The sequence below is a fragment of the Nocardia vinacea genome (genome assembly GCF_035920345.1).
In the GTDB taxonomy this organism is placed as follows: domain Bacteria; phylum Actinomycetota; class Actinomycetes; order Mycobacteriales; family Mycobacteriaceae; genus Nocardia; species Nocardia vinacea_A.
The window spans coordinates 4,952,921-4,970,052 of sequence record NZ_CP109149.1 but is presented as its reverse complement, the minus strand read 5'-3'; the positions used below and the strand labels follow the sequence as shown (position 1 = coordinate 4,970,052).

Annotated in this window: 21 protein-coding genes and 1 pseudogene; 11 read left to right on the top strand and 11 right to left on the bottom strand. The window is 64.8% G+C overall.

Annotated elements, in window-relative coordinates:
• The first annotated feature begins 7 nt into the window (after positions 1-7).
• From OIE68_RS22765 to idi, 4 genes are read left to right on the top strand one after another with little or no spacing between them, the layout of a single operon-like run.
• Positions 8-973 (top strand): DUF1702 family protein, encoded by a 966-nt coding sequence (locus OIE68_RS22765; protein WP_327101360.1) that lies wholly within the window; start codon positions 8-10, stop codon positions 971-973.
• 2 nt (positions 974-975) lie between these two features.
• Entirely contained in the window at positions 976-1,788 is an 813-nt protein-coding gene (locus OIE68_RS22760; RefSeq protein ID WP_327101359.1) for an SDR family oxidoreductase, read from the top strand.
• Entirely contained in the window at positions 1,788-2,801 is a 1,014-nt protein-coding gene (locus OIE68_RS22755; protein WP_327101358.1) for a UbiA family prenyltransferase, read from the top strand. The genes OIE68_RS22760 and OIE68_RS22755 overlap by 1 nt, the downstream gene beginning before the upstream one ends.
• A 34-nt stretch (positions 2,802-2,835) precedes the next feature.
• Positions 2,836-3,432, top strand: coding sequence for an isopentenyl-diphosphate Delta-isomerase (gene idi / locus OIE68_RS22750; protein WP_327101357.1), 597 nt, complete (start codon positions 2,836-2,838; stop codon positions 3,430-3,432).
• Positions 3,433-3,530: 98 nt separating this feature from the next.
• On the opposite strand, the gene OIE68_RS22745 is transcribed toward idi, so the two are convergent.
• Positions 3,531-3,746 (bottom strand): hypothetical protein, encoded by a 216-nt coding sequence (locus tag OIE68_RS22745; protein ID WP_327101356.1) that lies wholly within the window; start codon positions 3,744-3,746, stop codon positions 3,531-3,533.
• A gap of 108 nt (positions 3,747-3,854) precedes the next feature.
• Positions 3,855-3,995 carry a DUF397 domain-containing protein gene (locus tag OIE68_RS22740; RefSeq protein ID WP_419150734.1) on the bottom strand — a complete coding sequence of 47 codons (141 nt, stop codon included), beginning with the start codon at positions 3,993-3,995 and terminating at the stop codon, positions 3,855-3,857.
• A 98-nt stretch (positions 3,996-4,093) separates the two neighbouring features.
• Between OIE68_RS22740 and OIE68_RS22735 the strand changes: the two genes are divergently transcribed.
• Together OIE68_RS22735 and OIE68_RS22730 are read left to right on the top strand one after the other, a co-directional pair.
• A complete protein-coding gene (locus OIE68_RS22735; protein ID WP_327101355.1) occupies positions 4,094-4,285 on the top strand; it encodes a hypothetical protein in 192 nt (63 codons plus the stop codon).
• A 227-nt stretch (positions 4,286-4,512) separates the two neighbouring features.
• Complete coding sequence (locus tag OIE68_RS22730; protein ID WP_327101354.1) at positions 4,513-5,025, top strand: nuclear transport factor 2 family protein; 513 nt, start codon at positions 4,513-4,515, stop codon at positions 5,023-5,025.
• An 85-nt stretch (positions 5,026-5,110) separates the two neighbouring features.
• Here OIE68_RS22730 and OIE68_RS22725 read toward each other — a convergent pair whose 3' ends face one another.
• Both OIE68_RS22725 and OIE68_RS22720 read right to left on the bottom strand, forming a co-directional pair.
• Positions 5,111-6,319, bottom strand: coding sequence for a cytochrome P450 (locus OIE68_RS22725; RefSeq protein ID WP_327101353.1), 1,209 nt, complete (start codon positions 6,317-6,319; stop codon positions 5,111-5,113).
• A gap of 289 nt (positions 6,320-6,608) precedes the next feature.
• A complete protein-coding gene (locus tag OIE68_RS22720; protein WP_327101352.1) occupies positions 6,609-7,493 on the bottom strand; it encodes an NmrA/HSCARG family protein in 885 nt (294 codons plus the stop codon).
• A 112-nt stretch (positions 7,494-7,605) separates the two neighbouring features.
• Here OIE68_RS22720 and OIE68_RS22715 point away from each other — a divergent pair, with 112 nt between their 5' ends.
• The gene (locus tag OIE68_RS22715; RefSeq protein ID WP_327101351.1) at positions 7,606-8,433 is read left to right on the top strand and encodes a helix-turn-helix transcriptional regulator; all 828 of its coding nucleotides are present in this window, start codon (positions 7,606-7,608) and stop codon (positions 8,431-8,433) included.
• Between the two features lie 148 nt (positions 8,434-8,581).
• On the opposite strand, the gene OIE68_RS22710 is transcribed toward OIE68_RS22715, so the two are convergent.
• Both OIE68_RS22710 and OIE68_RS22705 read right to left on the bottom strand, forming a co-directional pair.
• On the bottom strand, positions 8,582-8,947 hold the full coding sequence (locus OIE68_RS22710; RefSeq protein WP_327101350.1) for a hypothetical protein: 366 nt from the start codon (positions 8,945-8,947) through the stop codon (positions 8,582-8,584).
• Between the two features lie 37 nt (positions 8,948-8,984).
• Positions 8,985-9,554, bottom strand: a complete 570-nt coding sequence (locus OIE68_RS22705) for a TetR/AcrR family transcriptional regulator (protein ID WP_327101349.1) — start codon at positions 9,552-9,554, stop codon at positions 8,985-8,987.
• 99 nt (positions 9,555-9,653) lie between these two features.
• Between OIE68_RS22705 and OIE68_RS22700 the strand changes: the two genes are divergently transcribed.
• Both OIE68_RS22700 and OIE68_RS22695 read left to right on the top strand, forming a co-directional pair.
• Positions 9,654-10,091 (top strand): DoxX family protein, encoded by a 438-nt coding sequence (locus OIE68_RS22700; RefSeq protein ID WP_327101348.1) that lies wholly within the window; start codon positions 9,654-9,656, stop codon positions 10,089-10,091.
• Between the two features lie 114 nt (positions 10,092-10,205).
• Positions 10,206-10,964 (top strand): dienelactone hydrolase family protein, encoded by a 759-nt coding sequence (locus OIE68_RS22695; protein WP_327101347.1) that lies wholly within the window; start codon positions 10,206-10,208, stop codon positions 10,962-10,964.
• Between the two features lie 137 nt (positions 10,965-11,101).
• On the opposite strand, the pseudogene OIE68_RS22690 reads toward OIE68_RS22695, so the two are convergent.
• Positions 11,102-12,202 (bottom strand): annotated as a pseudogene (locus OIE68_RS22690) (transcription termination factor Rho, short form); the annotation flags it as partial.
• Between the two features lie 412 nt (positions 12,203-12,614).
• Here OIE68_RS22690 and OIE68_RS22685 point away from each other — a divergent pair.
• On the top strand, positions 12,615-13,472 hold the full coding sequence (locus OIE68_RS22685; protein ID WP_327101346.1) for a cyclopropane mycolic acid synthase family methyltransferase: 858 nt from the start codon (positions 12,615-12,617) through the stop codon (positions 13,470-13,472).
• 3 nt (positions 13,473-13,475) lie between these two features.
• Here OIE68_RS22685 and OIE68_RS22680 read toward each other — a convergent pair whose 3' ends face one another.
• The 4 genes from OIE68_RS22680 to OIE68_RS22665 all read right to left on the bottom strand — a co-directional run bounded on the left by OIE68_RS22680 (position 13,476) and on the right by OIE68_RS22665 (position 16,319).
• Positions 13,476-13,877 (bottom strand): PaaI family thioesterase, encoded by a 402-nt coding sequence (locus tag OIE68_RS22680; protein WP_327101345.1) that lies wholly within the window; start codon positions 13,875-13,877, stop codon positions 13,476-13,478.
• Between the two features lie 4 nt (positions 13,878-13,881).
• Positions 13,882-15,084, bottom strand: a complete 1,203-nt coding sequence (locus OIE68_RS22675; RefSeq protein ID WP_327101344.1) for an MFS transporter — start codon at positions 15,082-15,084, stop codon at positions 13,882-13,884.
• 66 nt (positions 15,085-15,150) lie between these two features.
• Complete coding sequence (locus OIE68_RS22670) at positions 15,151-15,900, bottom strand: SDR family oxidoreductase (RefSeq protein ID WP_327101343.1); 750 nt, start codon at positions 15,898-15,900, stop codon at positions 15,151-15,153.
• Between the two features lie 53 nt (positions 15,901-15,953).
• The gene (locus OIE68_RS22665; RefSeq protein WP_327101342.1) at positions 15,954-16,319 is read right to left on the bottom strand and encodes a hypothetical protein; all 366 of its coding nucleotides are present in this window, start codon (positions 16,317-16,319) and stop codon (positions 15,954-15,956) included.
• A 168-nt stretch (positions 16,320-16,487) separates the two neighbouring features.
• Here OIE68_RS22665 and OIE68_RS22660 point away from each other — a divergent pair, with 168 nt between their 5' ends.
• Positions 16,488-17,063 (top strand): sigma-70 family RNA polymerase sigma factor, encoded by a 576-nt coding sequence (locus OIE68_RS22660; RefSeq protein ID WP_327101341.1) that lies wholly within the window; start codon positions 16,488-16,490, stop codon positions 17,061-17,063.
• Positions 17,064-17,132: the final 69 nt, after the last annotated feature.

Genomic DNA, 17,132 nt, shown 5'->3' with positions numbered 1-17,132 from the left:
AGGTCATATGCCATCACTGATCGGACCACTTCGCTCCACCCTGCTCGGCACCAATATCGAGCAGGAACCACTGAAACGGCCCGGCTTTGCGACGCCGAGTCCGGCGACCGCCGCCGAACTGGAGCGGGTCGCCACCCACCTGTCCACCAGCATCCACATCGCCGTATGTAGTAAGAACAACGCGGAGCTGATCGAGCAGATCCAGCAGCTGCCCGAGCAGTACCAGGGCTTCGCGTTCGAGGGCGCCGCAACGGGTCTGGCCGCCGTCGATTCGATTACCCCGTTCAGTCATCGCGCCGCGGACCTGTTCACCGGACCGGCGGCCAAGCACGACCTGACGATGTACGTCGGCGTCGGTCTTGCGATGGGCAAGATTCCGAAACCGATTTGGAAGAAGGTCTTTCCGAAGCATCCGGTGTACCGCTGGCTCGCGATCGACGGATACGGCTTCTACAACGCCTTCTTCCGAACCGAGAAATACATCGACCGCCAGCACGTCGACGAGCGGTACCCGTCCTGGATGGGGGATACCGCACCGTTGAAACGTGCTGCTGATCAGGGCATCGGGCGCGCACTCTGGTTCATCGGCGGAGGCTCGGTCGACGGTGTCGCGTCGCGGATCGCGGAGTTCGACCCGAGCAGGCATGCCGACCTGTGGAACGGCATCGGCATCGCGACTACCTTCGCCGGTGGTGTGGAAGTCGCCGACCTGGAAGCGATCCGATCCCTGGTGCCGCAGTTCCACCAGCAGTTGGCGGCGGGATCGACCATGGTCGCGAAGATCCGGCAGCAGGCCGACAGCGCCACCCCGCATACCGAGGTCGCGGTGCGCACCTATACCGGCCGCACCATCGACGAGGCCGCGGCCTTGATCGATAAGGCGTTCGCCGGCATACCGGAGGACGACACTGCCACCAGTTATCACGCCTGGCGAGACCGTCTCGGTGAGCTCGCCGTACCCGGCGGGAACTGAAAATGACTGTGCGCTGGACGGATAAGCATGTAATCGTCACCGGCGGCTCTGATGGCATCGGAGCTGCCGTGGCCGCTGCGTTCGCCATGCGCGGCGCGCGCGTCTCGGTCGTCGCTCGGCGGGAGGCGCCGCTGCGCGCCACCGCCGAGCGGATCGGGGCCGACTGGCGCACCGCCGATGTCACCGACCGCACAGGGCTCGCGGTCGCCATGAAGGAACTGGAGGAACGCAACGGAGCCTGCGCGGTGATCGCCTGCTGCGCGGGGCTCACCCTGCCGGGACTGTTCCTCGATATCGACAGCGATGAATTCGGCATCCAGAGCGATGCGAACTATCTCGGCTCGGTCAATGCCATTCGGTGTGTACTGCCCGGCATGGTCGAACGTGGCGAAGGGCGTGTCCTGCTGACCAGTTCGACGGCGGCCTTCCTCGGCATCCCCGGATATTCGAGCTACGGGCCGACCAAGGCGAGCGTCCGCCAGCTCGGGCTGTGCCTGCGCTACGAAGTCGAGCCGGCCGGAGTGACGGTGTCCGTGCTGTACCCGGCCGACACCGACACTCCTGGACTGGCCAGGGAGAACCTGCGCAAACCGGCCGAGACCAAAGCCATTACCGGTTCGATCAAGCCGATGCCCGCCGAGAAGGTCGGCGAAGCGGCGGTGCGCGGCCTGGAGCGCGGCCGCCATCACATCACGGTGGATCCGCTGACCACCTTCTTCATGCGATGGGCCAATCTCCCGGAGGACCTGTCCCGGCCGTTCTTTCGCCGCAGTATTGCCCGAGCACGTCGACATGCGCAGCAGGAGCAGACCTGATGTCCACCACAGTCAGCGGCGGGGAAGCCTCGTTGCGTGCACAATTACGCAGCATCTTCACCGCGGGCCCCGGCGAGGAGGGGCGTCCGCTGCCGCTGCGCACGAAGATCAACTATGCGCTGTGGCTGACCCGCCCCGAAATCGCGCCGATGTCCGGTGCGGTCATGGTGGCCGATGTCCTGTTCAGCGCGCACACCGGAGCCGAGATCTGGTCGGCGCCGATGATCGTGGCCGCGGTAATGCTGGCCGCCGCAATTCAACTGTTGCACGTCGCCAATTGCCTGGCCGATCGCTGGGTGGACGTCGAATACAAATCCAAGTTCTCCCGCATGGTTCGAGATCTCGGCGTGCGATTCGTTGCCTGGCAGATCTACCTCACCACCGCGGGCATCGGCGTCGCGGCCGTGTACCTCGCCGTGGCGACCGGGCATTACGACCTGTTGCTGATCATCCCGGTCGGAACCCTGCTACTCCTCGAATATTCGCTGCCGCCATGGCATTTCAAGGCCGCCGGATTCTGGCAGATCCCCTGGACATACATCATGACCATGGTCTTTCCCGGCATCGTCGTGCTCCGGCTGTACGACCGACTGATCGAAATCCATGCTCTCATCGCAATTCTCGGTCTCGGCCTGACGACCACCGGGGTCTTCGTCGCCAACACTGCCGAGGATATTCCGGAAGACACCGAGCATGGATTCAGAACATCGGTGGTGGCGCTGGGTCTGCGCGCCTCGCTGTTCGAGTCCATGACGCGGGTCACCGTCGGCGCCGCACTCGTCGCCGGTTCCGTCGTCGCGATGGTGGGATTCACCTGGACACTGATCGTGTACGCCGTTCTGGTGTTGATCGTTATCGGCTATCTGGCCCGGACCCAATTCGGCACCTGGGGCAAGCCGCTGGAGGACGCCATGCCGCTCGTCCGATCGCAGGCGAAACTGTTCGTATACATGGTCGCGCTCGTCGCCTGGGCAGCCGTCGTACCCGCGGCCGCGGTTTTCTGCCAACGGTGATCGAATCACGAAAGACCATGGAGCCACGATCATTATGACCACCGAGATTCGCACCGATCGTGAGACTCTGCTCGTCGAACTGGTCGATGAGCACGGCCGCGCAATCGGAGCACGTTCTGTGGCCGAGGCACACCGCGCGCCCGGTCAATTGCACCGTGCTTTCTCGGTACTGCTGTACGACCCGTCCGGGCGGATCCTGCTGCAACGTCGAGCCGCAGTCAAAACCCGCTTTCCACAACGACTTTCGAATTCCTGCTGCGGCCACCCCGCACCCGGCCAGAACGTGCTCGCCGCGGCGTCGATCCGGCTTCAGGAAGAGCTGAACCTGACGGTCACGGAGTTGACCGAGGCGGGTATCTACCGCTATCGGGCCGCCGACCCGCGCGGCAATCAGGTGGAGCACGAATGGGACCACGTGCTGGTCGGCGTCATATCCAACGATCTGCCGCACCCCGACCCGGCCGAGGTCTCCGAATGCATCTGGGCCGACCCTGTCGACCTGCTCGAAGACATCGCGGCGGCAGCCGACTCATACACGCCGTGGCTGCACGGTGTCCTCGATATCGCCACGCGCGCAGCGGATTTCACTCACGCAGACGGCAAGAAGGCCTGCTACCGGGGACTCGGCTAGGGCGCACCTGAACAAGCGAGCGCAGCCGCGGAACATCCCGCACGCCGACCACGGCGCTTTCGATGCTAGGCGCCGTTGATACTGGACCGGCGACGAGATCACAGCAGGCTTATGAGCCCCCACAACACACCCACCAGGACCAGGAGCAGCAGCGGGATCATTCCTCTGAGCTCTGGCCAGTTCGGACGCCAATAGCGTTGCACCACAGGCATGGTCTGCAAGCTGCGCGATAGGCGAGGGATGCGGTAGACGATGATCAATATCGTCATCAACGCAATGTCCAGGACCGCCAGCACCAAGACGAGGTTCGTCATCGTGTCTCACCCTCTACACTTGGCAATGATTTGCCTTGCAGCCTAAATGGATTGGCAAGTTGCTGCCGTTCGTAGGCGAGTGGTGCGGGCAGAGGCGTGAGACATAACCTATGGCCGATCGAACTCGCCATCATTGACGCCAGCGGTGAAGGCATCCCACTCGCCAGGAGTGAACACCAGCGCCGGGCCGGTCGGGTTCTTGGGATCACCGAGGTAGATGAAGACGGTTGGTGCGCCGACTACGACCACGGCGACGAAGATGACGCAATCGATACCGTGCCGATCAACGTCGCCGACAACGAAAACGCATGAGCGAGAACATATCTCCGCACCCAGGAGGGCCCGATGTGCATCTGAGTGTATTCCTGCATGGCGCCCGATTCGACTTCGCCGCCTGCCTCACCGCAGCGCTGATCTTCGTACGCGAGCACCCGACACAGCATTACGTCGACGCCGTCACCGTCGACCTCTGCGACACCGGCAGCTACCCGAGGCTTCCATCCGAACGCCCTTACCTCGCCCCGCAATCTCGTCAATAAGAGTGTAATGATATGGGCCGGATAGGGAACAAGATCAGGTGGAACTGGTGGCGGAGGCTTCTCGGGCGATGCCGCCATGGATTCCACCTGATCTTGTTCGGGCGACTACTCGAACCTCCGGCGTGAGGGCGAATCCCGTCGGTATCGGGGCGTGTAGCGTTCACTGGCTTTGCCGAAGTCTGCAAACTGCTAAATAGTCTCCAGAGTGTCGAAATGGGTATACGGTATTGCTCGCCGGAACAAGCGGAGCACCAGGAGAGACTGAGATGACGAGCAGCGAGCTGGCCGACATCGCGATCGAAGCGATGCGATTGCAGAACGGATATGCGCGTGCGATCGACACGCGCGACTGGGATCTCTTTCGGGCGTTGTTCACCCCCGACGTTGTCGCGGAGTACCCGGGCATGCCGTTCGCGGGGATCGAGCACTGGTTGGAGTTCTTCGTGCCCTTTCACGACGACTGCACGTGGATCCAGCACGCCATGACCAATCACGTCGTGGGTGTGGACGCCGACGGTATCTGGGCGACCTGTTACGGGTTCGTCGAGTGGACGATGCACGATCGACCGAAACTCATCAATCGCTCACGAACGCTATACCGTGACCGATTGATTCAGCAGAACGGATCGTGGGTCATCGCCCGGCGCAAGTGCGATCTTCTGATGCATCAGCCCGATGCCCCCATTCCTGATGGCATCACCTACCCCAGTTCCGTTCTCGACCTTGCCGACATCTCGTAGACCCATAGGCGCGCAGCCGATTTCACGGCTTCCAGGTCGTGGCACCTCGCTGAAACCGCATCGGTGCCACCGGCGACTCCCGGCGCTACCCGCGGGGGTCGAGAACCACCGGTAGGGCGAGCGGCCCGCAGGTGATGAATTGCGGGCTATAGGGAATGGCGGCGGGGTCGCAGGCCAGGCGCAAGCGCGGGAACCGGTTGAACAGGGCGGACAATGCCGTACGGCCCTCCAGTCTGGCCAACGGCGCACCGAGACAGAAATGCGGCCCCCGGCCGAACGCCAGCTGGTCTCGGTGATCGTGGTCTATGTCGAAGTTATCCGCGCTCGGGTAATGACTCGGATCCCGCCCGACGCCGCCGTACCATCCCACAATGGCCCCGGCGGGAATATCGATGCCGTCGATCGTGACGTCCTGTAGCGCATACCGGTTGAACATGTTGCCCACCGGGGAGCGGAAACGCAGCATTTCTTCGACGACATCCTCCCACCGGTCCTCGGCCCGAGCCTTGGCCAGCTGCTCGGAGTGGGTACACAGTGTGACCACCGCATTGCCGAGCAGATGCACCGAGGTCTCATGTCCGGCCATGATGACCAGCCACAACATGTCGACGAGCTCCTTGTCGGTCAAACCGTTGTCGGCATTGGCCTGCAGCAGGGCAGAGGTCAGATCGTCGCCGGGACGTCGGCGCTTACTGTTCAGCAACTCGGTGAGGTAGCCGATCATGGCACCCATCGCGGCCTGAATCTCCTCGCCGGTGCTCAGATGCGACATGATCGTGGTCGCCCAGCCGCGGAATTGCCGTTGATCGGATGTCGGTACCCCGAACAGTTCGCAGATGACCCGCACGGGGAACGGCATGGTGACGTTGGCGACGAGGTCGACCTCGGCGGTGGGATCGGGAATGTCATCGATGAGTTCGGTGATGATTCGCCGGATCCGAGGTTCGAGGGTGGCGACCCGGCCCGGGGTGAACGCCTGGCCGATCGTCTTTCGCAGCCTCCGATGTTCGGCGCCGTCGAGGTTGAGCATGTGATCGATGTCGGTGAAGGCTCGCATCGGCCAATCCGCCGGAATCGTACCGTCGTGCAGCGCCGGGCAGTTTCGCGCATTCTTGCTGAACAATGTGCCGTCACCGGCGAGGATCTCACCGACCGCCTGGTAGCTCACCGCGACCCAGGCCGCGACGTTGCCAGCCAATTCGATCGGAACGACCGGACCGCGCCGGCGGATTCGCTCGAACGTCTCGAACATTGGCTCGCCAGCGGTCGGCAGCTGAATGACGGACTCGTTCATTGTGTCTCCCAGGGTGAGATCGGTCATGCGAGACCCGGCCGGTGTGTGCCCGACCAGTGTCGCGCGCGGCCGCTCATCGGACGGTGGGAACCGTGATCCGTTGCCTCGCAACGAAACTTTGACGCCACCTCGCCGAAGTTCGGGCAACCGCCATCAGCGCCCACCTGCCCTGGCCTTCGGCACCGTCATCTTCCGGCCAGGTGTCCTCGATGACGAGGCGGCCGGATTGCATTGCCTGCGTGCACTTGGCTGTGCGGTGTGCTCGATATCGCCACGCGCGCAGCCATTTTCACGGCTTCCAGTTCGTCGCCCGCAGCCAGGTCGCCAGATCCATCAGCTCCGGGTGCTCCGACCGCAACGCCGCGAGATCGAGCGGCTCGTCCGGCCGCTCGTTGAAATAGCCGAACATCTTGCCCACCTGCTCGTCGAATGCGCGGACCTGTTCGATCGGCACCTGGAAACTGCGCGCGGGTAATCCCGCTGTTCGGCCGAAGGTTTCGGCGATCTGGGGTGGAGTCAGCCGGTCGCCTGCAATGGGGACAGTGCGGCCGAGGAAGTCCGTCGGCCGGTCGAAGGCGATGGCGGCGAAGGCGCCGATATCGTGTACCGAGATCAGTGATACCGGAATATCCGCACGCACAGCGAGATTCAGTACGAGCCCGTCCGCGTCGAGCACCGGACGGTTGAACGCGTTGAAATTTTCCATGAAGAAGACCGGACGCAATACGGTGGCCGGAAGGTCGAGTGCTTTGATGTGTGCTTCGATCGCTTCCTTTGCCGCGTAGTACTCGACACCTGAATTCTCGCCCGCACCCTTGAGCGAGCTGTATACCAAATGCTCGATGCCGGACTCGGCGGCGATCTCGGCCACCGCCTTGCCCCGCCGTTGTTCGGCCGCAATGCCCTCGGCGGTGATGTGCACGCCGGTCATCATGGTCAGCATCAGGAAGATGCCGTAGGTGCCGTCCATGGCCGCTCGCACCGACGCGGTGTCGTCCAGATCGCCTTCGATGAGGTTCGCACCGCTTTCGCGCAATGCGCTGGCTGCGGGCGAGGTCAGATCACGCACGAATGCGTGGACTTCCCAACCGCGTTCGAGCAGTTGTGCCGTGGTCGCCCGGCCCTGCTGTCCGGTCGCGCCGATCACGAGAACCGGTCCCTTGCTGCCTGTCATGCCAAACTCCTTGTGCTGGGTGATCGTTTCTCGATCTCCTGTTGCACTCGACGCTAGAGACGGGCGGCGGCGCGGTCCTGTTACCGATACTGCTACCCACAGAGGGCATGTGATGACAGATAGCCACCGCGCCGAACTTGCCGCATTCCTGCGTGCGCAACGCTCCCGGCTGCGGCCGACCGATGTCGGGCTGCTGCCGGATCTGGAACCGGGCCGACGGCGCACGCCCGGCCTGCGTCGTGAAGAAGTCGCCGAACTCGCCGGGGTGAGCCTGACCTGGTACACCTGGCTCGAGCAGGGCCGCAAGATCGCGGCGAGCCCGCAGGTGGTCGACGCGCTGGCCAGGGCATTGCGCCTCGATGCCGGACAACACCGCCACCTGCGCCGCCTGGCCGGTCTCGCCGATCCGGTCGCCGCGGCCCAGCCCGGCGAGGCCATGTCCCGCCTACAGCGTCTGGTCGATTCGATGATGCCCAGTCCTGCGGTAATCCACGACGGCCACTTCGATTTCGTGGTATGGAACCAGGCCTACACCCGCCTGCGCGTCGACCCCGCCGAACTCGACCCGGATCGCCGCAACATGCTCTGGATGATGTTCACCCACAAAGGGAACCGCGCCGCCATGCGCAACTGGGAATCAGCGGCCCGCGCAGTCCTGAGCCAATTCCGCGCCCTCGTCGGCCGCCGCCCCGACGACCCCCGCCTCACCGCCATCGTCGCCGCCCTGACCGAAGCCAGCCCCGAATTCCGCACGTGGTGGTCGGAATACCCGGTCCAGGACTTCCGCGCCGCCACCATCGGCATCGACCACCCCGAAGCGGGCCCCATGAACCTCGAGCTGTTCCAACTCCGCCTAGTCGAAAACCCGGATCTCCTTCTGGTGCTGCAACTTCCAGCCACCGAAGCCGACCGCACCACCATCACCACCCACCTCGCCTAGTCCGCGGGCACGCCCCCGTCCGAATCCCACTGAAGCCGAGAAAGCTTCCGGTCACCGCATCCCAGCGGTCGCCGCGATGCGCGGGACAAACCGCTCGATCGTCGGGTCGTCGGAGAAGTGCAGTACCTGACCCGGCTCGGGGTACACCTCAGTCGTCTTCAGGGGCGTCGTCGTCTTCCGGCCAACCATCCTCGATGATCAGGCGGCCGGATTGCATTGCCTGCGTGTACTGTTCGGCGATCACGGGGGTGGGGTAGGTGGGCCAGTAGGAGATGGCGCCGGTGGGTTTGTCGATGACGCAGACCGAACCGCCGATGGTCGGGGGTAGTGGGGGTTTGTGTGGGTCGATACCCGGTGCGGGCGGGAAGATGGCGACGACGGTGAACCCCGCGTCGAATTCGGTGAGCAGGTTGCTGATGCCGTCATCGGTGGACAGGTAGTGGTCGGCGAGGCGTTGTGCCTCGGCGAGATCCACGGGGGTGCTCGCCTCGGTGGGGTAGGCGTGGATATCCATGCCAGAGAATTTACGGCCCAAGGCGAACGGGCCGTAGTCATTCGAAGTGGACGGTGGCGATCATCCGGCGGGCCAGGGTTTCCGGATCAGAGCTGTCACCGAGTGTCGAATCCTGTAGTGCCCCTTCGCGCCACAGGGCCGCGAAGCCGTGGACCAGCGACCAGGCGGCGAGGCGGGTGGCTTGTTGCTGCTCAACGGTGTTGTCGGGCTGCATGACCGAGACCCCGGAGCGCAGCGCCGCACCCGCCGCGGTGCGGGCGGCGACCAGGCGCTCGTCGTCGGCGTGCAGGAGTTCGCGCCGGAACATCACATCGAAATGGCCGGGATGTTCGCGGGCGAAGCGCGTGTAGGCGACCGCGACCTCGCGGAGTTCCGGTCCGGCTGCGGCCAACTGCTCGGCGAGCAGGCCGAAACCTTCGATAGCAAGTGCGGTCAATAGTCCCGCGCGATCACCGAAGTGGTGCGCGGGGGCCGCGTGCGAGACATCGGCCCGGCGGGCCAGCCCGCGCAGGGATACCGCGTCGACACCGTCGGTCGCGATCTGATCGGCGGCCGCGGCCAGGATGGTGGCCCGCAGATCGCCGTGGTGATAGCCGCTCTTCGCCATGTCTCGATGTTCGCCCAAAATCTAGCCATTGACAAGTTTCCCGCTCAGACCTAATCTAGCCACTGTCAAGATTTGGTGCTCGACCCACAGGAGACTCTGATGGCACCGCTGGTTGTACTCATCGTCATCGCCGGACTCGCTCGGTTCATCGGCTGGCTCGGCAACCTCGGTTGGCTCGACTCCTGGCCGCACGCCGCCGCACTCGGGCTGGCCGCGATGTTCGCCCTCACCTCGAGCGCGCACTTCGTCGAGCCGAAGCGCGGCGCACTGATCGCCATGGTGCCGCCGCGGCTGCCCAATCCGGCGGGCTGGGTGACCTTCACCGGCTTGCTCGAAATCGGTGGCGCAGTAGGGCTTTTGATCCCGCCCATCGCCAAACTGGCTGCTGCGGGCCTGATCCTGCTGCTGATCGTGATGTTCCCCGCGAATATCCGTGCGGCACGGGCGGATATCGGCATCAAGACCATGCCGCTACCGCTACGCACCATCGTGCAGGGCATCTTCCTCGGCGCGGCGGCGCTCGTACTGCTCGGCTGATCCGCGAAACCAGTGCCCGGCACACCGATTCGGTGTGCCGGGCACTGTGCTGTATCGAGGCTGGTGCCCAATGGAGGGGTGCCGCGGACCACGCACGGTCATAGGCTGTATCCCATGACCTACAAGATCGTTTCTCGGCAGTTCGACCTCGATGTGGACGGCTCATCGCTCACCGGCTATCTGGCTCGCCCGGAGGGTGACAGCGCATTTCCGGCCGTCTTGGTCGGCGCCGAGTTGTGGGGACTCACCGAGGATGCACGGCGGATTGTCGATCGGGTCGCGGAGCTCGGCTATGTTGCCTTCGTGGTGAACGTCTATCACCGCTCGGGTCCGGAGACGGCTGCGGGTCTGGCCGAGACCGATGAGAACCGGACGCGTGCCTTCGGTCTGCTCGGTGAGCTCACCCGAGACGGTGTCGAGGCCGACTTCCGGGCCGCAATTGCCTATGCCCGCGAGTACGGCGCTGCCACCGATAAGACCGGTGTGCTCGGCTTCAGCCTCGGCGGCCATCTGGCCTACTTCGCAGCCACCCGATTGGACCTGGATGCCGCGGCCATTTTCTACCCCGGCTGGCTGACCACGGCGGGCACCGCGCTGAGCAGGCCGGAGCCGCTGCTCGCCGCGACCGAAACCATTGCCAAGGGCGATGTGCGGCTGCTGCTGTTCTTCGCCGAACTCGATCACGTCATCGATGCCGAACAGCGCGAACAAGTCGAGGCGGCCTTGAATCAGGCCGGTGTGCGGCACGAATCGGTGGTCTACCCGGGCACGAAGCACGCCTTCTTCTTCCCCGACCGGGAGCCGTACGACGAAGCCGCCGCTGCGGATTCGTGGCGGCGCACCGCCGAGCTGTTCGCCTCCGAATTAGGCTGAGCCCGAACCGAATACGACGAGAGCCCGACCGGCCCTGTCTCCCCCTCCGAAGACAGGCCCGATCGGGCTGTAACAAATATTCCTCGGAGAGCTTGACAGGGCCTTAAAGGAGCCTTAATGGAGACGTGTCAAGCGGATCAGTGCCGCTTGGCGCCGAGTTGAGCCAGGAATTCCGCATTGGTCGGAGCCTGGCGCAGGCCCTCCAGCAGCAGGTCGGTGGACTGCTGACCGTCCACCGCGGCGAGGGTGCGGCGCAACAGCTGGGTGGCCGCCAATTCGTCCGGGGTGAGCAGCAATTCGTCCTTGCGAGTGCTGGACTGCGCGATATCGACGGCAGGGAAGACCCGGCGGCTCGCGGTCGCGCGATCCAGTTTCAGCTCGGCATTGCCGGTGCCCTTGTACTCCTCGAAGATCACGGTGTCGGCCAGCGAACCGGTCTCCACCAGGGCGGTGGCGATAATGGTGAGCGAGCCGCCGTTCTCGAAATTGCGTGCGGCGCCAAGGAACTTCTTCGGCGGCGAGAGCGCGGCGGCATCGACGCCACCGGAGAGCACCCGCCCGGAGGACGGGGCGGCGTTGTTGTACGCACGGGCGAGGCGGGTCAGCGAGTCGAGCAGTACGACGACATCCCTGCCCATTTCGGCTAGGCGCTTGGCATGTTCGATGGCGAGTTCGGCCAATGCGATCTGCTCGCGCGGAGTTTGGTCGAAGGTGGCGGCGGCGACGTCGGCGGGTACCGACCTGGCCAGATCGGTAACCTCCTCGGGACGCTCGCCGACCAGTACGAGCATCAGTTCGCACTCCGGGTGGTTCTTCGCGATACCGTGCGCGATCGCTTGCAGCACAGAGGTTTTGCCCGCCTTGGGCGGTGCGACGATGAGTGCGCGCTGCCCCTTGCCGATGGGCATGACCAGGTCGGTGACCCGCGTCGTCATGGCATGCGGTTCGGTCTCCAGGCGCAACCGCTGGTTGGGGTAGATCGGGACGAGGTCCGCGAAGCTGGGCCGCGCGCGCTTGGGATCCTGCCCGTTGACCGATTCGATGCGGACCATCGGGTCGAGCTTGCCGCTGCGTGCTGGTTCGGCGGTGCCGACAATGAAATCGCCATGGCGCAAACCGAATTCGCGGATGAGCCGGGGCGGCACGTGCACGTCACGCGGGCCGGGAAGGTAGCCGTCGACCCGGAGGGCGGCGGCGCGGTTGTCGGCGACATCGAGGATGCCGCTGACGGATCGTACGGGGTGCTGAGCGGTCTCGGCCGCCGCGTCCCCGTCTTCTGGTACGGGAAATGTGTTGTCGTTCATGGGTTTTCCTTTGCATGGGTACGGCGAACGGCCGTGTGAGGCAGCGGCGATTCGGCTCGCTGCGGTGAATGTCCCTGTGGGCTCCGGGAACGAGGTGGACCACCATCGTGGTCGGGAAGTTGAGAAATCTTGCGGGAGTTCGGCTCTGATCGGCCGGGATACCAACATCCACAAGGACTTGGCCGAGGATACCTCGTCCAGCGGCTGTCGCGCAATGGTCACAACTCGGCCACGGCGAACGCAGCAGGCCACGTTTTCGTATCGGTAGCCGTTCATGCGAACGGCTCGACGGTGTGTCTCGTATCAGTCCATATCCAGCCAGGACCGACCGAAGGCAGGGGCTGCAATGGCCGAACTCGAACCGTTCTACCAGCAAGTCCAATCGCACTACGACGTCTCCGACGACTTCTACCGACTATTCCTCGACCCCTCGATGACCTACAGTTGCGCCTACTTCGAGCGCGACGATATGACCCTCGAACAAGCCCAACTCGCCAAGATCGATCTCGCGCTCGGCAAACTGGATCTGCGGCCCGGGATGACCTTGCTCGATATCGGATGCGGTTGGGGCGCAACGATGTTCCGTGCGGTCGAGCGTTATGGCGTGAAGGTCGTCGGTCTCACCTTGAGCCGCAATCAGTACGAGCACGTCCGCTCGGAGATCGATCGGCGCGGTGTGGCGGGCGTCGAGATTCGGCTGCAGGGCTGGGAGGAGTTCGACGGGGGTGTGGATCGGATCGTCAGCATCGGTGCGTTCGAACATTTCCGCCGCGAGCGATACCCGGCATTTTTCGAGCGCTGTTACCGCATGCTCCCGCCCGATGGCCGGATGCTACTGCATACGATCATCGGCCATTCGCTCAACGACCTACGCCGCATGAATATTCCGGTGACCAGGGAGGCCGCGCTTTTCCACATCTTCATCAGGCGCGAGATCTTCCCCGGCGGGCAGCTGCCCCAGCCCGCCGAGGTCACCCGCCTGGCTGGGCAGGCCGGATTCGGCACCGAGCGGATGCAGCCGCTGCGCCTGCATTACGCACGCACGCTGGATCAGTGGGCGCACGCGCTGGCGGACCATCACAACGAGGCGGTGCGGATCGCCTCGGAGGAGGTCTACGCCAGATATTTGAAATACCTCACCGGATGTGCCCGGTACTTCCGCAGCGGGCACATCGATGTCATGCAGTTCACATTGGTGAAGTGAGGATCAGAGGACGGCTTGGGTCTGGGTCACTTTGGCGACCAGTTTGTCCGAGTCGTCACGGATTTCGGTCTCCACCACGATGAACGACCGTCCCGCGTGTAGCGGTCGCGCTGTCGCGGTCGCATAGCCGGAACGCACGGCCCGCAGGAAATTCGTCTTGGATTCGACCGTCGTCGTGCCCTGCTTGCCCTCGGGCAGATTCAGGAACGCACACACCGCGGCGGTCCCATCGGCGAGCGACATCAGCACCCCGCCGTGCAGCACTCCGCCCAGCGTGCACAGCGATTCGTCCCAGGCGATCCGACTGCGCACCAATTCGGTGCCGTGTTCGAGCACCTCGACTCCGAGGCGCTCGGTGAACGGCATGGACTGGTGAAAGAGCTTGGTGCCCACCTCATCGATCATGAAGTCAGCCTGCCCGATGCACCCGGCGCGCGTCGATTACCCCGGAGGTAATGAGCAATACGAGCAGTATGGTCGCACCGCCGCACAGCAGCACCGTCCCGGGCGACGTCCGATCCACGATCACCCCGCCGGCCAGCGCACCTACACAGAAGGTCGCCTGGAACGACGCGGTGAACAGCACCGATGCCACCTCGGGCGCATCGGGCAGCGCAGCGGCGAACCAGGTCTGCAGCACCACCGGCACACCGCCGTATCCGATACCCCACACGATGAGCAGCGCGATCGCACCGAACTCCCAGCGCCCCAGCGACGGCAGCAGCAGCATCGCGGCCGCCATCGCACTCGCCGCGAAGCCGAGCGCGAGACGGGGACGGCCGAGCAGGGTGCCGCCGAGGAAGTTCCCGGCAATGCCCGCCACACCGTAGATCAGCAGCAGCACCGTGATCGTGCCCGCACTCACCCCGGTGACCTGCTCCAGGAACGGCGTGACGTAGGTGTAGGTGCCGAACTGTGCGATCACCACGAAAAACGTTGCCAGCAAAGCGATTCGGATGCCCGCACCGCGCAGACCGATGCGCAGCGTGGTCAGGCGAAGGGCCTGCTCGGCGGGCAGCGCGGGCAGTGCGACCGCGAGCAGCACCAGCACCACCGCGGACATCAAGCCCAAGACCACGACCGCGGCCCGCCAGCCCGCGACGTTGCCGACAAAGGTGCCCGCGGGCACGCCGAGCACCGAGCCGAGCGGAACGGAGGAGAAGATCACCGCCGTCGCCCGGTGCACCGACTCCGGCGGCACCAACCGGCCGGCCAGTCCGGCCGCGATCGACCAGTAGCCGCCGATGGTGATCCCGATCAGCACGCGAGAGGCCAGCACCACCCAGAACTCCGGTGCGAGCGCGGCCACCGCATTGGCGATCACCAGCAATAACGTGCAGCCGCACAGCAACAGTCGGCGATCGATCCGCGCGGCAGCGACGGTCACCAGGGGCGCGGCGATCGCGGCCAGCAGACCGGGCAGGGTCATCATCAGCCCCGCCATGCCGTCCGAGATCGTGAAATCGGCTCCGATCGAGGTCAGCAGGCCGATCGGCAGAATCTCGGTGGTCACGATCGAGAAGATGCCGAGCATCACCGCGACGACGGCGAGCCACCGGATCAGCGGCGGCCGGGCGACGGTGCTGGGGCAGGGCGCGAGAGCTGTGGACATGCGCTCCAGTCCAGCAATCCCAGCCGCCGACTTCTGGCGGGTTCAGGCCGTCAATGCCGAAGCGGCTCAGCTCATCCGAGTGACAACCGCGCCGGGCAGATGCGGCAGCACCACATCGATGAGCCGCCACGGCCAACCGGGAACGCAGGCGCGAATCTTCTCGTGCTCGATCGCCCGCACCATCGCCGCGACGCCCTTCGCCAATGGCGTGACCATGCGTGCATCACCGGCCTTCGCCGCCATATCGGTGGCGATGAATCCGGGAAGCAGAGTGGTCACCGCGATCGGCGAGTTGGCGAATTCGACCGTCAGCGCCTCACCGAGGGCGGCCAGTCCGGCCTTGCTCGCGGAATATGCGGCCTTCTTACCCGGCAAGCCGCGCACCGCGCTCATCGACGACACCAGCACAAGGTGCCCCGACTCCTGGGCACGAAAGATCTCCAGCGCCGCCTCGGTCTGGGCGAGGGCGCTGACGAAATTGGTGGTGGCCGTGGCGATATTGGCATCCGCACGGCCGGTGCCGATCCGCGCACCCTTGCCGATGCCGGCATTGACGATCACCCGATCCACTCCACCGAGTTCATCGCGCAGCTCCGCGAAAACCCGTGGGACGGCCGCATGGTCATCGACGTCGAGCGCGCGGACCGCGACGGTAATGCCCGAGTGCGCGGCGGTGAGTTCGTCGCGCAGGGCCTCGAGCGCGTCCAGGCGTCGGGAGCATAGAGCCAGGTCACGGCCCTTGGCGGCGAAATTCCGCGCCATGGCCGCACCGAGTCCGGCGCTCGCGCCGGTGATCAGGATTTTGCTCCGGGTCATGGTTGCGAACCATAGCGGTTACTGAACGCGAGTCAATATCCCGTGGGTTCGACTCAGCCGCCGAATGAGCCCGTGCTCGGTGGCAACATGTGCCAGGCGCCGCAGTTCACCGTCTTGAAGGCGACATCGGTCGGCGCGATCTCGGCGCGGACCGGACGGTTCCTGGTGAAGTCGTTATTGATGATGTAGTGCTGATCGGTGTTATCGCCTTCGACCTTGCGCAGCCGCCGCCAGTCGCAGCCGACCGCCGGGTCGGGGGTGCCTTGGCCCTCCCAGGTACCGGGGAAGATATCGACGCCGACCAGGTAGACGCCATCCTCGGTGATGGTGTTGCGGGGCTGGGCGGCCGCGGTCCCGGTGCCCAGCAGTGTCACGGTGGACGCCATCGCCCCCGCGATCACGAGCGTGCTTGCACGCATACTGCTGTCTCCTCGAATTGTGCTCTGGCCGCCACTGGCGGCTGACCTGCGGAGATCCCCGTATCTCCGGGGCCAAGGTCTACCAGACTCGACGGTCGATTTCGGTGGAATCGCCAGATTGCGGTCGGCCGTGATTCCACTCGCAAGGATTCTCGCGATATCTGTTGTATGAGTGGTATTTGTCCGGTGGTCGATGTCGCGGGCAGGCGGTCGACTTGCGGGGTGGCATGTGCTGGGCTTTGTAACGACGATGGGCTCGCCGCCGTGCTTGCCGCGGACCGGGCGCTACTACATTGGCGCGCCATGCGCGGACTCGGCGATTCGGGCCTCGCTGAACACGCCGTGCAGGAGACGCTGCTGCGAGCCTGGCGCTCGTGCGCAGGGTTCGACGAGCGCAAGGGCACGGTGCGCACCTGGCTGCTCGCCATCGAACGCAACGTCATGATCGATATCGCCCGCGCCCGCGCGGCACGGCCTGCGGATACCAATTGGGACGAGATTACCGAGCTCAGCGATGTCCGCTTCGCGAATCCGGACTTCGCCGAGCGTCTCGTCGACGGTCTGCTCGTCGCCGATCTACTCGCCAGGCTGCCCGAATCGCAGCGCGCGGCGGTGGTGGAGGTGATCCTGCGGGATCGGGCCTATCAAGAGGTGGCCGATGACTTCGGCGTCCCGGTCGGCACGGTCAAGACCCGGGTGCACTATGCGCTGCGGTCGTTGCGTAGCTTGCCGATCGGGGCCTGAGCCCGCATCCGGTTGGCAATCCCCGTTTCACGGCGGTGTGAGCCGCGTTTTGGTCGTCTGATCAGCGGT

Excerpts from the sequence above, each read along its gene's own strand:
- OIE68_RS22765 (WP_327101360.1), top strand. The coding sequence starts at position 8 with ATGCCATCACTGATCGGACCACTTCGCTCCACCCTGCTCGGCACCAAT.
- OIE68_RS22760 (WP_327101359.1), top strand. The coding sequence starts at position 976 with ATGACTGTGCGCTGGACGGATAAGCATGTAATCGTCACCGGCGGCTCT.
- OIE68_RS22755 (WP_327101358.1), top strand. The coding sequence starts at position 1,788 with ATGTCCACCACAGTCAGCGGCGGGGAAGCCTCGTTGCGTGCACAATTA.
- idi (WP_327101357.1), top strand. The coding sequence starts at position 2,836 with ATGACCACCGAGATTCGCACCGATCGTGAGACTCTGCTCGTCGAACTG.
- OIE68_RS22745 (WP_327101356.1), bottom strand. The coding sequence starts at position 3,746 with ATGACGAACCTCGTCTTGGTGCTGGCGGTCCTGGACATTGCGTTGATG.
- OIE68_RS22725 (WP_327101353.1), bottom strand. The coding sequence starts at position 6,319 with ATGAACGAGTCCGTCATTCAGCTGCCGACCGCTGGCGAGCCAATGTTC.
- OIE68_RS22720 (WP_327101352.1), bottom strand. The coding sequence starts at position 7,493 with ATGACAGGCAGCAAGGGACCGGTTCTCGTGATCGGCGCGACCGGACAG.
- OIE68_RS22715 (WP_327101351.1), top strand. The coding sequence starts at position 7,606 with ATGACAGATAGCCACCGCGCCGAACTTGCCGCATTCCTGCGTGCGCAA.
- OIE68_RS22710 (WP_327101350.1), bottom strand. The coding sequence starts at position 8,947 with ATGGATATCCACGCCTACCCCACCGAGGCGAGCACCCCCGTGGATCTC.
- OIE68_RS22705 (WP_327101349.1), bottom strand. The coding sequence starts at position 9,554 with ATGGCGAAGAGCGGCTATCACCACGGCGATCTGCGGGCCACCATCCTG.
- OIE68_RS22700 (WP_327101348.1), top strand. The coding sequence starts at position 9,654 with ATGGCACCGCTGGTTGTACTCATCGTCATCGCCGGACTCGCTCGGTTC.
- OIE68_RS22695 (WP_327101347.1), top strand. The coding sequence starts at position 10,206 with ATGACCTACAAGATCGTTTCTCGGCAGTTCGACCTCGATGTGGACGGC.
- OIE68_RS22685 (WP_327101346.1), top strand. The coding sequence starts at position 12,615 with ATGGCCGAACTCGAACCGTTCTACCAGCAAGTCCAATCGCACTACGAC.
- OIE68_RS22680 (WP_327101345.1), bottom strand. The coding sequence starts at position 13,877 with ATGATCGATGAGGTGGGCACCAAGCTCTTTCACCAGTCCATGCCGTTC.
- OIE68_RS22675 (WP_327101344.1), bottom strand. The coding sequence starts at position 15,084 with ATGTCCACAGCTCTCGCGCCCTGCCCCAGCACCGTCGCCCGGCCGCCG.
- OIE68_RS22670 (WP_327101343.1), bottom strand. The coding sequence starts at position 15,900 with ATGACCCGGAGCAAAATCCTGATCACCGGCGCGAGCGCCGGACTCGGT.
- OIE68_RS22665 (WP_327101342.1), bottom strand. The coding sequence starts at position 16,319 with ATGCGTGCAAGCACGCTCGTGATCGCGGGGGCGATGGCGTCCACCGTG.
- OIE68_RS22660 (WP_327101341.1), top strand. The coding sequence starts at position 16,488 with ATGAGTGGTATTTGTCCGGTGGTCGATGTCGCGGGCAGGCGGTCGACT.